The organism is Streptomyces sp. NPDC002888, assembly GCF_042888465.1.
Classification (GTDB): domain Bacteria; phylum Actinomycetota; class Actinomycetes; order Streptomycetales; family Streptomycetaceae; genus Streptomyces.
Genome location: NZ_JBIAPU010000019.1, coordinates 14,102 through 29,170 on the forward strand (window position 1 = coordinate 14,102; position 15,069 = coordinate 29,170).

The window sequence follows — 15,069 nt, forward strand, 5'->3', positions numbered from 1 at the left end:
TGGAGGAGAGCCATCGTGCCTCGTACCGTCAGGGACGTCGTCTTCGTCGACGGCGTCCGCACCCCGTTCGGCAAGGCGGGCCCGAAGGGCATCTACCACGAGACCCGCGCCGACGACCTCGTCGTGAAGGCGATCCGGGAGCTGCTGCGCCGCAACCCCGGCCTCGACCCCGCGAAGATCGACGAGGTCGCCATCGCCGCGACCACGCAGATCGGTGACCAGGGCCTGACCATCGGCCGCACGGCCGGGATCCTCGCCGGTCTCCCGCAGTCCGTCCCGGGCTACTCCATCGACCGTATGTGCGCGGGCGCCCTGACCGCCGTCACCGCGGTCGCCGGTTCCGTCGCCTTCGGCGCGTACGACGTCGCCGTCGCCGGTGGTGTCGAGCACATGGGCCGCCACCCGATGGGCGAGGGCGTCGACCCGAACCCGCGGTTCGTCAGCGAGAAGCTGGTCGACGAGTCGGCCCTGTTCATGGGCATGACCGCGGAGAACCTGCACGACCGCTACCCGCAGATCACCAAGCAGCGCGCCGACGAGTACGCCGTGCGCTCGCAGGAGAAGGCGGCGAAGGCGTACGCCAACGGCAAGATCCAGGCCGACCTGGTCCCGATCTCCGTGCGCCGTACGAACCCGGAGGCCGGTGAGACGGGCTGGGGCCTGGTCACCGCCGACGAGCCGATGCGCCCGGGCACCACGCTGGAGAACCTGTCCGGCCTGAAGACCCCGTTCCGCGTGCACGGCCGGGTCACCGCCGGTAACGCGGCCGGTCTGAACGACGGCGCCACCGCCTCGCTCATCGCCTCCGAGGACTTCGCGCGGGAGAACAACCTCCCCGTCAAGATGCGCCTGGTCTCCTACTCCTTCGTGGGTGTCGAGCCTGAGGTCATGGGCTACGGCCCGATCCCGGCCACGGAGAAGGCCCTCGCGCAGGCGGGCCTGTCCATCTCCGACATCGGCCTGTTCGAGATCAACGAGGCCTTCGCCGTCCAGGTCCTGGCCTTCCTCGACCACTACGGCATCGCCGACGACGACGAGCGCGTCAACCAGTACGGCGGCGCCATCGCCTTCGGCCACCCGCTCGCCTCCTCCGGCGTCCGCCTGATGACGCAGCTGGCCCGCCAGTTCGAGGAGCAGCCCAGCGTCCGCTACGGCCTGACCACCATGTGCGTCGGCTTCGGCATGGGCGCGACGGTCATCTGGGAGAACCCGCACTTCGACGGAGGCAACAAGTGAGCACCACCGAACTCCTGAAGGGCGCGGCCGAGCTGTTCCCCGACGAGGTCGTGACGTCCGCGCACGTACGCCACCTCGACCTGCCGTTCGGCGCCGGGCGCTTCGCGCTCATCACGCTGGACAACGGCTTCGACCACACCAAGCCGACCACCTTCGGCCCGGCCTCGCTCGCGAACCTCAACACCGCGATCGACCAGGTCGAGAAGGAGGCCGCGGCCGGCGAGATCGTCGGTGTCGGCATCACCGGCAAGCCGTTCATCTTCGCGGTCGGCGCCGACCTCAAGGGCGTCGAATTGCTGAAGGAGTACGAGCACGCGCTCGCCATCGGCAAGGGCGGCCACGAGGTCTTCAAGCGCCTCTCCGGCATCGCCGTCCCGACCTTCGCGTACTACAACGGTGCCGCGATGGGCGGCGGCGTCGAGGTCGGCCTGCACTGCCAGTACCGGACCGTCTCCAAGGCCCTGCCGGCGTTCTCGCTGCCCGAGGTCTTCCTCGGTCTGGTCCCGGGCTGGGGCGGCTGCACCCTGCTGCCGAACCTGATCGGCGCCGACAAGGCCGTCTCGGTGATCATCGAGAACAGCCTCAACCAGAACAAGCAGCTGAAGGGCCAGCAGGTCTTCGACCTCGGGATCGCCGACGCCCTCTTCGAAGGTGCCGACTTCCTGGAGCAGTCGCTGATCTGGACCGCCCAGGTGCTGAAGGGCGACGTCGAGGTCGAGCGCCCGGTCATCGACCGCGGTGAGGCCTGGGACCAGGCCGTCGCCAAGGGCCGCTTCATCGCGGACAGCAAGGTGCACGGGGCCGCTCCGGCCGCCTACCGCGCCCTCGACATCATCGCCGCCGCCAAGAACGGCGACCTCCAGCAGGGCTACGACGCCGAGGACAAGGCCCTCGCCGACCTGATCATGGGTGGCGAACTGCGCGCCGGCATCTACGCGTTCAACCTGGTGCAGAAGCGCGGCAAGCGTCCCGCGGGCGCCCCGGACAAGAACCTGGCGCGTCCGGTCACCAAGGTGGGCGTCGTGGGCGCGGGCCTCATGGCCTCCCAGCTCGCGCTGCTCTTCCTGCGCCGCCTGGAGGTGCCGGTCGTGCTGACCGACATCGACCAGGAGCGCGTCGACAAGGGTGTGGGCTACGTCCACGCCGAGATCGAGAAGCTGCTCGGCAAGGGCCGCATCAACCAGGACAAGGCCAACCGCCTGAAGGCGCTGGTGACGGGTGTCCTGGACAAGGCGGAGGGCTTCGCGGACGCGGACTTCATCATCGAGGCCGTGTTCGAGGAGATCGGCGTCAAGCAGCAGGTGTTCGCGGAGGTCGAGGCGGTCGCCCCGGCGCACGCGATTTTCGCCACCAACACCTCCTCGCTGTCGGTCAGCGAGATGGCGTCGAAGCTGAAGAACCCCGAGCGGGTCGTCGGCTTCCACTTCTTCAACCCGGTCGCGATCCTCCCGCTCCTCGAGATCGTCCGCGGTGAGCAGACCGACGACACCTCCCTGGCCACGGCGTTCGCCGTCGCCAAGAAGCTGAAGAAGACGGCGGTTCTGGTGAAGGACGCCCCGGCGTTCGTCGTGAACCGCATCCTCACCCGCTTCATGGGCGAGATCCAGAACGTCATCGACGAGGGCACCCCCGTCGAGGTCGCCGAGAAGGCCGTCGAGCCGCTCGGTCTGCCGATGTCGCCGCTGGTGCTCCTGGAGCTGGTCGGTCCCGCGATCGGTCTGCACGTCTCGGAGACCCTCAACCGGGCTTTCCCGGACCGCTTCACGGTCTCCCCGAACCTCGCGGCGGTCGTCAAGGCGGGCAAGCGCGGCTTCTACACGTACGACTCCGGCAAGCCGGAGCTGGACCCCGAGGTCGCCGCGCTGCTGAAGCAGGGCGACTCCGTCCTGACCGAGGAGCAGGTCCGCGAGCGTGTCCTGGACGCGGTGGCGCAGGAGATCGGGCTCATGCTCGACGAGAGCGTCGTCGCCGAGGCCCAGGACATCGACCTCTGCCTGATCACCGGTGCCGGCTGGCCCTTCCACCTGGGCGGCATCACGCCGTACCTGGACCGCGCGGGCGTCTCCGAGCGCGTGAACGGCAAGAAGTTCCTGGCTCCGGGCGTGGCGTCCGTGCCGGCGTAACGGCCGTAGGGATGTGAAGAGGGCCTCCGCCGCTCGGCGGGGGCCCTCTTTCCTTCACTTGCTCGCGTCGGGCTTCTCCTCGGTCTGTGCGAGGCGTGCCTTCAGTTCGGCGTTCTCCGCCTCCAGCAGGGCGATGCGCTTGCGGGCGAAGTACAGCTCCGTGACGGCGTCGCGGAACTCGTCGACGAGTTGCTCGGGGGTCAGTTGCACGCTCGTCGTCCCTTACGCCAGCTGGGTGGGCGTACCGTTGGCGCCCTTCCAGAACAGCTTGCCGTCCTGGGCGTAGAGGGAACCACCGCCGGCCGCGGCGGGCGCGTTGCTCGGTACCTCGTCGACGTCGGCGAGTCGCACGGCGCCCTCGGCCAGGATGGCCGACTCGGCGTTGGCCCCCTGGACCACGTGGAGCTGCGACTGGGGGTTGTTCCCACGGCCGATGCCGACACCGGTCAGGCCGTTGCCCTTGACGACGAAGTCGTCCAGGCCCGGGTTGTTCCGCAGGACCATCAGGGCGCCCTTCGTCGGGCCCGTGGTGGCGGTCACGAAGATGCCCTGGGAGGCGGTGCCCGCCGTCTGGAGGTCGATCGACACGGCGGAGGCGCTCGCGTCGGAACCGTCCGCGTAGCCGACGTGGGCGATCTTCACCGTGCCGCGCCCGGTCTCCCGGCCGGTCACGTATATGGCCGAGGTGACCGGGTTGTCCGAGGTCACGTTCAGCGCGGCGACCTCCCCGGAGGTGGCCTTCTGGTTGATGGTGACCGCGTGGTCCGTGGTCGAGGTGCTGTAGAACTGCGCCGGCGATGCGTAGAGCGTGTATCCGCTCTCGGCGGCGGCCGCCGTGTCCGCGCCGGCGGCGGCCACGGTGACCGCTCCCGCGGTGAAGCCGCCGAGGAAGACCCTGCGTCCCACTGCCATGGGTGTACTCGCTTTCCGTCTGGTGGAGTTGCACTGCTGGTGCCGTACCGCGGACATATGATCACGCCTCACAAGATCCGCACAACGGTTTCACCCTCGCCTCACGAACAACTGCCGGATACACTTTCGAGGCTTCCTTGAACCTTGGGGAAGCAGGGGGCGGACATCACACAGAAGCGGGCTCGACGATTCATGAATACGGAACTCCCTGCACTCGCGCCGAACCTCGCGGCCGTTGACCGGCGGAGCGTGGAGACCGGGACGGACACCAGGGGTGCCGTGCCGGTGGAGTACCGGTTCCGGGCTGCCGAAGGTGATGTACGTCATCTGATCGTGGTCTTCTCGGGGTTCGCCGCGCCGAACGGATACCACTTCGCCGGAAAGTCACTGAACGATCTTCGCGCCAATGTCCTGTGGATCCGCGACGATTTCGACGGGCATTACAGCTACTACATGTGCCGCTCGATGAACTTCGACATCGAGGCGTCCGTCGCCGGCCTCATCGAGAACACCATGGGGCAACTGGGGCTGACCCACGAGCAGGTCAGCTTGCTCGGGGTGTCCAAGGGCGGCAGCGCGGCGCTGTACTTCGGGCTGAAGTACGGGTTCCGGAACATCGTCACCGTGGTCCCGCAGTTCCTCGTCGGAAGCTACGTGCGCGACCGCGCGGAAACCGGCCGCTACATGCTCGGCACGGACATGCCGCAGTATCACGTCGACCTGCTCGACGGCGCCATACCGGAACTGCTGAAGCAGTACGGCGGACAGGGCCGCAATATCTACCTGTTCACGTCGGAGGCCGACGAGCAGTATCTGACCGAGATCAATCCGCATCTGCAGTTGTTCTGGGCGTGCGAGAACTTCAATCTGATCCGGACCCGTTCGGACCTGGTGCGCCAGCACGGCGAGGTCTCGGGCTACAACCTGCCCCTCGTCCTGGGCGTCCTGTCCGCGCTGTCCGACGGGGCGCAGCCCCGGTTCGGCTTCGTGGAGAACGGGGACGGCCAGGTCAACCCGGTGGAGCGGCAGCACTATCTGGCGGAGCTGCGCGGCACCGAGTCGCTCATCGCCGTGCTCAACAAGCAGGACATCCGCGGCAACAACCTGATCCTCAGCGGGCACGCTTTCATCCCCGGCGAGTCGCCGCACGGAGAATTCCCCTCGACCAAGACCCTGGTCGCCGAAGGCGGCGGACGCCACTGGGAGTTCCCGCTGGCCACGGCCGAGGCGAAGCACACCTACAGCCTCTACTTCGACCGGTTCGCCCGTGACTACGCGGACGGCGGATTCGAACCGCAGGAGAAGACCGGGATATCGATGGCGGGGATGTCCGGAGGTGTCTACGAGCTTTCCGTGCGGGTGAGCAGCCCCGCCGAGGGAATAGACCGGCGGACGAAACTCGTGGCGCGTCGGCCCTTCGACCTCCGTCGGCCGTTCGGCGGTCTTGAGATCTCGCTCATCGGGGACGACAAGCGGGTCCGGCTGATCCGGCGTCCCGTCATCGGGCACTTCTCCCAGGAGACCGCCTTCTCCCTGGAGAAGAACTGGCTGAAGGACCGCACGCTGCATGTCGAGGGCGTGTTCTTCGTCCACGGGATCGAGGCGGCCTCGCACGGTCACGCGAGTTACTACCTGGTGCTGCGCGGTGCGCAGTCCACGTATTCGTTCCGGCTCGGCATGTCGCGCAAGCCGGCGGTGGTGCGTCCGCATGTCAGGCGCGGTGATTTCGGAACGTACGACTTCGCTTACTTCGCCACGTCCGGATACAAGGGAGTGGCCCTTCCGAACGCGACTCCCGGCGATTACGAGGTGTACATCTCGATGAGCACGGGAGGGTCGCTCTTCTCGGCGTCGGCGGGCGGAATCACGCTTCCCTGATAACGGGCGTCAGGTGGCGGGAAGGACCGCTATCACGTCCGCCACGGGGCGTTCGCGCACGGGTTCGTCGTCGGTGGCACGCGGGCTGTTGCGGAGTTCCCCGTCGAGCACGAACGTGGTGGAGCCGCCGCCGTCGAGGTTGACCGCGTCGATGGCGCCGAGGGACTGCACGAGCCTGGCCGCCTCGGTCGGGGTCGCGCCGACGCTCACGCCCTTGTCACGGCCGTCGACGGTGACGAGGAGCAGCGAGCCGTCCGCCGTGACCCCGGCGACGGTCCGCGGCTCGCGGTCCTCGCCGATCTGTCGCACGTCCGGGTCGACGGCGCCGTCGCGCAGCAGCCGTGCGCTGCCGCCGAGGGCCGTCTCCAGCGGGCTGCTCAGGTCCCGTCCCTTCGGGTCGGTCATCCGCTCGGACACGGCCATGCGCGTGCCCGGCACGGCGTGGGCGTCGAGCCAGGTGGCGCCGGTACCGATGCCGTACAGGGAGCTGCCGCCCTTGGGCAGCGGGCCGCCCGCCGGTGAGCGCGTCCCGCGGACGGTTCCGTCGGCGGCGAGCAGGGCCTCCGTGCTGCCCGGTGGCCCCGGTGGGGTGTCCCCGCCCCACTCCTTGCTGTAGGAGACGACCTCGTCCGGGTCGACGCACAGCCCGGTCGACGGCGTCCCCCGCAGTGCGCCGGTGGTGGCGAGCCGGTCGCCGCCGACTCCCCCGCAGCCGAGGATGCGGCCCGCGACCCGGTTGACGCCGTCGAGTTCGCGCCGCCCGCCGTCGGCGGCCCGCAGCCGCCCGATGGTGGAGGCCTCGGCGACCCGGGCGATGAGCCTGCCGTTGTCGGCGTGCCCGAGGAGGAGGGCGGGCCGCCCGGCGAGCGCCTCGCTCAGCACCCGGCCGTTCTCGGCGTACAGCCCGATCGGGTCGCCCTCGTAGCCGGAGTGGTCGCGGCCGGTGTGGATGTCGTAGTACGTGCCGTTGACGGCGGCGATCGCCCCCGCAGCCTTCGCCAGGGAGCGGACGGTGTGCGCCTCGGTCATCCCGTCGCCGTGCACACCGGCGACCCGCACCCGCGCGTCGGGCGCGATGCGCAGCACGTTGAGCCGCACGGGGTCGCCCGAGCCGACGCTCCGGGTGAGCTCCTGGTACCTCACACCGGCGGGCAGGGCGGGCGTGGGCCTCGGCGTCACGGAGGCCGCACTCTCCGGCGTCCCGGAGGAGTCCGACGGCGAGGTGCAGCCGGCCAGGGCGAGGCACAGCGCGACGGCCAGGACGGCCCCCCTGGGCTTAGGGGTCCTTGCACTATGCCCGCCCGGGTCTCGCGGCCTGGCACCGCACCTCGCCGCGTTGCCGAAGAGCCCTAGTAGCTCCTCCCCCACTCTCGGCTTCGCTCGAGCGGGGGGACCCCCATCGAGGGCTCTCCGGCGCCTTGCGATGTACGGCATCAGACCACGCGACCTGATCGGGCGCTCATAGTGCAAGGACCCCTTACCCATACGTCGCGAGCGCCCCCGGCGATGCCCCGAAGTCGCCGATGTGGACCGTGACTTCGGACCACACCCGGTTTCCGCGCTCGTCCTCGAAGGCGAGCTCGAAGCGGTCGTAGCCGAAGTGGGCGGGGTCCGCCTGGTAGGTGACGCTGCCGTCGGGCGTGCAGGTGAGAACGCCGTGGCGGGCGATGCCCACGCCCATGAAGCGCAGGCCGGGGGCGTGGACGTGGCCCGGGGGCAGAACGGCGTGCCCGCCGGGGGGCAGAGTCAGGCTCTGGCCGGGCAGCCAGTGGCGCCGTACCCGGTAGCCCCCGTCGGAGATGGCCGTCGAGGGGATCAGCTTGTCGCCCTGCGCCGGCATCAGGCCGACGATGATGCGGGGCAAGAGCACCGCGCCGTCCTGCGCGTCGTCGCTGACCCGGATCTGGCAGGTGACGGTGCGGGGCGCGGCGTCGCTCGCGTAGGTGGCGTACCGGCCGTTGGTGAGGTGGCTCATGCCCTGGTGGCGGACCATCGTGGCGATGTCGCCGAGGAAGTCGTCGAGCAGGTAGCCGTAGGTGCGGAAGGCGCCGCCGGTGGGGGTGACGGCCAGGGTGAAGGTGATCTCCTGGCCGGGCGCCACGGGGTGGGTCGGGTCGGTGTCGGCGAACAGGTCCAGCGTGCCGCCGATCTGGGGTGCCTGCGGGTGGGTCACCCAGGCGCGGGCGATCGGGTACCAGTCGCTCATCGCAGGGCCCCGCTCCCCGCGAGGGCGCCTCGTCCGCCCACGCGTTCCTTGGTGAGCTGCTCGAAGACGTGGTCGTCGAGGAACTCGATCGCGGTCTCCGGGATGTGCGCGTCGAGGTTGCGGAAGTACTGCGGAGTGAGCAGTCCCTTGCCCTGCATGTCGCTCGCCACGAACCGGGCGCACTCCAGGGCGCCGTGGCCGCGCAGATGCGTGTTGTCGGCGATGCCGTCGGGATGGTTGGGGTGCTCGCCGGGCTCCAGGTAGAGGAAGAGCTCCTTGGTGCCCTGCGCTCCCGCCTGGCGCCACCAGGCGACGCTCCACTCATTGAGGTCGATCAGCGGCACGGACAGGCCCGCCGCGACCTCTCGCATCGCCGTCGGGTACAGGCCGAGGGGCCGGCGCATGTTGCCGAAGTCGTCGAAGACGCGCCGCTCGTGGCTGGTCACCAGGACCGGGTGGGCGCCGCGCTCACGGGCGCCGTGCACGTACTGGCGCAGGAAGAACTGGTAGTCGCCGAACGGCTCGGTGAAGCGGCCGTCGCCGGGCTTCATGTCGATCAGGCCGAAGGAGACCAGCAGCAGGTCGCCGGGGGCGATGTTCTCCAGGATCCAGGCGAGCCGCCCGCGCTCCAGGAAGCTGCGCGAACTGGAGCCTGCCCGGGCCGCGTTGACCACCTCGGCGCCCTGGACGTAGGCCTGGAGCACCTGGCCCCAGCCGACCATCGGGGCCATGCTCCGCGGCCGGCTGGTCACGCTGGAGTCGCCGGCCAGGAAGATCCTCGTGTGCTGCACGGCGTCAGCCCCTTCCTTGCTGCTCGCCCGGCCGACCCATGACGAGGGGCGCGGGAGGCGGACCCGGGTCGCCGACGACGGACACGTCCATGGTGTCGATCACGTCGAAGGCCCGCTCACAGTTGTGGGTGTCGCGCAGCACGAAGAACTCCTCCGCGCGCTGCCGGAACTGCGGCTCGACCTGGAAGCCCCGCTCGATGGAGGCGATGATCTCGTCGACCGCCCGGTCGACGGTGCCGCAGGTGGGACCGAAGCCGTCCCGGGCGAGGTCGAAGTAGCCGCGCTTGTAGTGCTTGCTGTAGAAGGCCTCGTCGTCGAAGTTGGTGTAGACGATGGGCTTGCCCATGTAGGCCACGTCGAAGAACACCGACGAATAGTCGGTGACGAGCATCGAGCACTCGCGCATCGCCAGCTGCACGTCGCGTCCGGTCGTGGAGACCGTGATGGACGGGTGGTCGATCCGGAAGTGCTTGAGGTAGGGCCGGATCTCGTAGTGCGGCATGAACTCCAGCTCCACGTTGTGGTACTGGAGCGCCTTGAGCAGCCGTTCGTCACGCAGCAGCGCCGAGAAGAACCGGTAGTACTCGGAGGCGGCGAAGGGGATCTCCGGCTTGGCCGCCTTGTTGTAGGAGGGCGCCACGATGTCCCGCCGCCAGGTCGGCATGACGAGGATGCGGCGCAGCCCCGGCACGGGCTCCAGCGCGTCGAAGCGGGGCAGGCCGGTGGCCGCGACCCGGTCGTAGCCGTAGCCGCAGTGCTCGGCGTAGTAGGCCCGCTCGCTGCGGCCCGTGGTGAGCACCAGGTCGACGTTGGTGACCTGGGCGTGGATGGACGGGGCGACGTCGTTGTAGACCACGCCGTGCTGGAGGAAGACCCGCTGGTAGCGCATCAGGTCGCCGTAGCCGGTGAGGAAGGCGCGCTTGGACAGGCCCGGGAAGCCCAGGTAGGCCTCCAGGTCGTAGGCGTTGATGAGCCGGGTGGCGTGCAGCAGGTAGACGCGGTACTTCCACGACAGGCGGTCGATGACGTTGCCGAGGTGGTCGATCTTCTTGCGGTCGGCGGCGTTGCCGTTGATGGCGTAGTACACCCTGCGCTTGCGCTGGTTCTGCCTGATCCAGGTGAACAGGTGGTACGAGTTGTCCTGCGCGGTGTCCTCGCGCTCGCCGATGATCCAGATGTCCTTGCCGCGCAGCCAGAGGTGGAACATCCAGTACAGCAGCCGGGTACGCCAGCCGGGGCGGCCGGGCAGGGCGGCCCGCAGCTCCCGGAAGAAGCGCTTCACCTTGTGCGTGGAGCGGCTGACGATCCCGGCGACGCGGCGCACGGTGACCTTCTCGTTCTTGTCGATGGAGAGGATCACGGTGGCGCGGCCGGCCCGGTGGACGCCCTTGAAGCGGTGCAGCATCTGGCGGGCGTCGACGGGCGTGTCGAGGTGCCGGTCGCCGTCGTGGACGCGCAGGGTGAGCGTGAGGTCACGGTTGTTGAGGGAGGCGAAGTCCTCGGGGCGCGCGACGGCACGCCAGCCGGAGAACCAGTCCTGCTCCTTGCGGGTGCGCCAGCGGTCGCGCCGGTAGACCTGCTCGACCCTCAGCGCCCGCTCGGTGCGGCCGTCGCTCAGGACGAGTTCGACGCGGTTGTCGAAGACCTGGTCGATGTCGGCCCCGGTGAGGACCATCAGGCCCTCGAAGGTGATCCGCTGCGGGTCGACCTGGCAGGTCTCCAGGACGAACTTCTGCCGCTCCACGCGCAGCAGCGCAGTGTCCACCCGGTCGACGGTCAGCCTGCGGTGCAGTCCCTCGTCGTCGATGTGCAGATGGGGCCGGTAGACGTGCTTGTTGTGCGGCTCGCAGAACAGGTCGAGGTTGTCGGTGCGCACGGCGTGGTGCTGGAGCCGGGAGCCGGGGGCGACGGCGTACTGCAGGATCAGGTCGTCGGGTATCTCCGAGTAGACCTCGTGCAGCGTGGGGAAGATCGCCGCCAGCTCGACCCGGCTCATGATGCGGTGCAGGTTGCGCAGGTACGGCTGGAGGGTGCGCACCACGAAGCGCTGGGCGAGGCGGCTGGTGCGCTCGTCCAGCGGGGCGGTGCGCCTGAGGAGGTGACGCGCGAGGCGGATCAGCTCCTGCGTCTTGACCGGGTCGTTCCAGGGCAGGTCGAACAGGGAGTCGCTCTGCTCCTGGTCACGCTCGTAGCAGGTGGCGCGCGGCGCGGTGGTGACGCGGTCCGCGTGCAGCAGCGCGGGAACGACGAGCCAGGCGTCCTCGAAGCCGGGGCCGCCGCCGGCGCGCAGCCGCTGCTCACGCACCAGCTCGGTCCTCAGCAGCTTCGCGCCGAGCCCGGTGGAGAAGATCAGGTACGGGGCCTTGTGCAGCCGCTGCACGGCGGTGGGCTTCTTTCCGAAGTACCGCTTCCATGGCTCGTCGCCGCCCTTGCGCGGCCCGGGGAAGTTGTCGGGGTTGCCCACGACGACGTCGGCACCCGCCTTCTGGGCGGCGGCCAGCAGGCGGCTGACGCTGTCCTCGCCGAGGATGTCGCGGGCGCGGACGAACATGACGTAGGGCGCGTTCACGTAGCGCAGCCCGTGGTCGAAGGCGGCGCGCATGCCCATGGAGACCTGCGGGACGATCCGGGTGTTCGGGTAGTGCGCGGCGAACTTCTCCAGCTGTCCGGCGGTGCTGTCGGTCGAGCCGTCGTCGACGAGGATCACCTGCGTCTGCTCGAACTCGCGCTGTGCGGCGAGCGAGCGGAGGAACTCGTACAGGTTGTACTCGTCGTTGTGGCAGTGCACGACGACGGCGGCGCCGTACGTCTCCTGCGGGGCGAACGAGTCCGGCAGCTGCCGGTCGTTCCACCACAGCCACGGCTCGCCGCGCGCGTCGGTCTTCTCGCGCTGTTCGCTGGTCTCCGGCCGCAGCGCCAGGTTGCCGCTGACGGTCTCGTAGATCTCGTACGTCGTCCCGCCGCCGGTGTAGCGCTCGCGCTCCAGGTCGAGGCCGCGCACGCTCACGGTGGTGGTCGCGCGTTGTCCGGCGTGCCGGATCTGGACGAAGAGGTTCCAGATCGCGGCGCGGCCGGCCTTGCCGAGGGTGTCGTCCAGGTCGACGGTGGTGTGGAAGCGGATGTACTCGTCGTCGACCTCGACGCCGGTGACCTTGAAGGTGTGGTCGGTCTTGGGGCTGCGGCGGCGCAGTACGGCGGTGAGCTCGACCTTGTCCTTGGGGCCGACCCGGCCGAACTGGTTGCGTATGTAGCCGGTGACGTGGAGCTCGTTGTCCTTGATCTCCACGCGGGTCGCCTGGTTGAACAGCCGGGCGTCGGACAGCGAGGTGCCGGTGAGGTCGAGGTCGGTGACGTCGAGGAAGCGCTCGGCGTGCGGGCGGCCGAGCAGCGAGCCGGACCAGTAGACCTTGCCGTCCTTCTCCAGCAGGTCGGAGCTGAGGACGCTGCGCCGCTGGGTGTAGTCGGCGACGGACAGGGCGACGTCGATCCGGCCGTGCATCAGGCCGTAGGCGCGCACCCGCTCCAGCACGCCGCACAGGTCGTAGGTCTCCTGGGGCAGCGAGCGCAGGTACGGGGCGACGACCCGGAGGAAGCCGTCCCGGAACGCCTCGTCGCCGGCGCACAGTTCGGGCGTGTAGAGCCTGAGGTCGTGGGAGAGGAACTTGGCGGCCTTGTGGGCGACGAGGTCGCGGGCGCCGTGCTCGGCGAGGAACTCGTCGGCCCACTGGTGCACCAGCACCCGGTCGCGGATGCTGCGCAGTTCGCCGCGCCGGTTGGTGATGGAGGGTGTGTCCGTCTCCCGCTCCCAGATCCACCGGTAGACGGGCGCGGTGAGCAGGGTGATCGTGTGCGCGCAGAGACCGGCGACCGTGGAGAAGTAGGTGTCCTCGAAGAAGACGCCCTCGGGGAAGCGGATGCCGTTGTGGTGCAGGAAGTCGACGCGGTACAGCTTGGCCGCGGCGATCGGGTCCTCGAACAGCTCGGGCGCGGCGGTGAGGCCGCCGGTGATCGTGCGGTCGGCGGCGTAGAGCTGCGGCTGCCAGACGGTGATCTCGTCCTTGGCGAGGTTGACCCGCAGCGCCCGGCCCGCGGTGATCTCGGCGCCGGTGGCCAGCGCGGAGGCGAGGAGCAGCTCGCAGGCCTTGTGCGGGAGTTCGTCGTCGGCGTCGAGGAACATCAGGTACTGGCCGGTGGCCGACTCGATGCCGTTGTTGCGGGGCGCGCCGACACCGCCGCTGTTCTGCCGCCGGGCGACGATCCGCACCCGCGGGTCCTTCTGCGCGTACCCCTGGGCCACCGCGAGGGTGCCGTCGGTGGAGGCGTCGTCGACGACGAGGACCTCGACGCCCCGGTGCGTCTGGTTCAGGGTGGAGCGCAGGGCCCGGTCGAGGGTGGCGCTCGCGTTGTAGGCCGCGACGACGATCGTGACGGTGTACGCCGAGGGGTCGGGGTACGAGATGGTGTCGCCCTTGGCGGCGGAGGTCGGGGACCCGAGCCGGTCGTCGAAGCCGGACTGTTCGTCGTACCCGGTCTGCTCGTCGTAGCCGGTGGGGTCGTCGAAGCCGGTGGGGTCGTCGTATCCGGACTGTTCGTGGTGGCCGGGCGGGTCGCCGTACCCGGACGCCTCGTCGTACGCGTCGGAGCCGGTCGGCTTGGTCATCGCCAGTGCCCCTCCTGCTCCGCGCGGTTCGGCGCGTCGAAGCGCCGGATCCGGATCGGCATGGTCAGCGGCTCGGGCTCCTGGCCCCGCGGGGTGGGAATGCCCTGGGCACCGTGGACGTCGAAGGCGTCCTGCGCGTCGAGCTCCTGGTACTGCGGCTGCGGATAGGGCTGGAAGAAAGGATCCTCCTCCGGCTCCGGAGCCCGGTAGCGCTCGTCGGCCAGCAGGGCCTCCTGCGCGGCCGGACGGTGGCGGCCCTTGTACAGGTGCGGGGCGATCGTGCCTGCGGTGTCCGAGGTCGCGTTCATCTCCTCCATGACGCGGGTGAAGTCGCGCGTGGAGAGCCAGAACTTGTACATGATCACGAGCTCGAAGAGCATCAGCAGGGCCGCCGAGACCACCGTGGTCCACAGGATCTGGCCGATGATCGGGCCCACGATGAAGATGAACATCTGGAACTCGATGCCGCTGATCAGGTGCGGACGGATCCGGGTGCGCAGCATCGCACGGCGCAGGCGGGTGTACCACGGGAACTGGTCGCGGAACTGCTCGTGCAGGTCGACCACGTTGGACCCGCCGGCCTCCTCGCGGAGCACCTCGGTGGGCGTGCCCGGGTTGTCGCGCAGCAGGTCCTCCATGAAGACGATCTGCGGACCCTCGGACTCCCCCTGGGCCTGCGCCTCGGCCTCCCGCTCGGCACGTTCGGCCTCGGCGCGCTCCTTGGTGACCTTCTCGATCTTCGTCCGCATCGACATGCGCATCTTGTAGATCTGCAGCGCGTCGACGTAGCGGAGCATGTCGAGGAAGACCACGACGAGGGCGGCGAGCAGGTAGCGCTCGTCGTCCGTGCGCAGGAACTGACCGCCCATCAGGGCGAGGGCGCAGAACAGGACGCGGATGCGGTCGAAGACGTAGTCGAGCCAGCCGCCGAAGACGGTGCCGTTGCCCTTGAGGCGGGCCAGCTTGCCGTCGATGCAGTCGAGGATGAAGCTCAGGTGGTACAGCGCGGCGCCGATGAGCAGGGACGTGCGGTCGCCCTCGAGGAAGAAGTAGGCCGAGCCCAGGCCGATGAACAGGGCGGCCCAGGTGACACGGTTCGGGGTGATGAAGCGGAAGCGGGCGAAGACCAGCAGCATGCGGGTCGCGGTGGGGTCGACCAGGAACACGGTCCACCAGGCATCGCGCTTCTTGCAGGTCAGTTTTTGGACAGCCCGCAACGATAGCCTGGCCATAACCCCTCAGTCACACACAAGACAGGACACA

General features: G+C 69.4%; 10 protein-coding genes. 3 read left to right on the forward strand and 7 right to left on the reverse strand.

Going from position 1 to position 15,069, the window contains the following annotated elements:
- The first annotated feature begins 15 nt into the window (after nt 1–15).
- A complete protein-coding gene (locus ACFYWX_RS28610; RefSeq protein ID WP_389426990.1) occupies nt 16–1,236 on the forward strand; it encodes a thiolase family protein in 1,221 nt (406 codons plus the stop codon).
- Nucleotides 1,233–3,359, forward strand: a complete 2,127-nt coding sequence (locus ACFYWX_RS28615; protein WP_389426991.1) for a 3-hydroxyacyl-CoA dehydrogenase NAD-binding domain-containing protein — start codon at nt 1,233–1,235, stop codon at nt 3,357–3,359. Before ACFYWX_RS28610 ends, ACFYWX_RS28615 begins: the two co-directional genes overlap by 4 nt.
- Nucleotides 3,360–3,413: 54 nt before the next feature.
- Here ACFYWX_RS28615 and ACFYWX_RS28620 read toward each other — a convergent pair whose 3' ends face one another.
- Nucleotides 3,414–3,569 carry a hypothetical protein gene (locus ACFYWX_RS28620; RefSeq protein ID WP_389426992.1) on the reverse strand — a complete coding sequence of 52 codons (156 nt, stop codon included), beginning with the start codon at nt 3,567–3,569 and terminating at the stop codon, nt 3,414–3,416.
- Nucleotides 3,570–3,581: 12 nt separating this feature from the next.
- Nucleotides 3,582–4,271 carry a hyaluronoglucosaminidase gene (locus ACFYWX_RS28625; protein WP_389426993.1) on the reverse strand — a complete coding sequence of 230 codons (690 nt, stop codon included), beginning with the start codon at nt 4,269–4,271 and terminating at the stop codon, nt 3,582–3,584.
- A 249-nt stretch (nt 4,272–4,520) separates the two neighbouring features.
- Here ACFYWX_RS28625 and ACFYWX_RS28630 point away from each other — a divergent pair, with 249 nt between their 5' ends.
- Nucleotides 4,521–6,149, forward strand: coding sequence for a hypothetical protein (locus ACFYWX_RS28630; protein ID WP_389426994.1), 1,629 nt, complete (start codon nt 4,521–4,523; stop codon nt 6,147–6,149).
- Nucleotides 6,150–6,158: 9 nt separating this feature from the next.
- On the opposite strand, the gene ACFYWX_RS28635 is transcribed toward ACFYWX_RS28630, so the two are convergent.
- The 5 genes from ACFYWX_RS28635 to ACFYWX_RS28655 all read right to left on the reverse strand — a co-directional run bounded on the left by ACFYWX_RS28635 (nt 6,159) and on the right by ACFYWX_RS28655 (nt 15,038).
- Complete coding sequence (locus tag ACFYWX_RS28635; RefSeq protein ID WP_389426995.1) at nt 6,159–7,328, reverse strand: phosphodiester glycosidase family protein; 1,170 nt, start codon at nt 7,326–7,328, stop codon at nt 6,159–6,161.
- A 298-nt stretch (nt 7,329–7,626) separates the two neighbouring features.
- A complete protein-coding gene (locus tag ACFYWX_RS28640) occupies nt 7,627–8,355 on the reverse strand; it encodes a hypothetical protein (protein WP_389426996.1) in 729 nt (242 codons plus the stop codon).
- On the reverse strand, nt 8,352–9,146 hold the full coding sequence (locus ACFYWX_RS28645) for a rhamnogalacturonan acetylesterase (protein ID WP_389426997.1): 795 nt from the start codon (nt 9,144–9,146) through the stop codon (nt 8,352–8,354). Before ACFYWX_RS28645 ends, ACFYWX_RS28640 begins: the two co-directional genes overlap by 4 nt.
- A 4-nt stretch (nt 9,147–9,150) precedes the next feature.
- A complete protein-coding gene (locus tag ACFYWX_RS28650) occupies nt 9,151–13,806 on the reverse strand; it encodes a glycosyltransferase (protein ID WP_389426998.1) in 4,656 nt (1,551 codons plus the stop codon).
- Nucleotides 13,803–15,038, reverse strand: coding sequence for a CDP-alcohol phosphatidyltransferase family protein (locus ACFYWX_RS28655; RefSeq protein ID WP_389426999.1), 1,236 nt, complete (start codon nt 15,036–15,038; stop codon nt 13,803–13,805). The genes ACFYWX_RS28650 and ACFYWX_RS28655 overlap by 4 nt, the downstream gene beginning before the upstream one ends.
- Nucleotides 15,039–15,069: the final 31 nt, after the last annotated feature.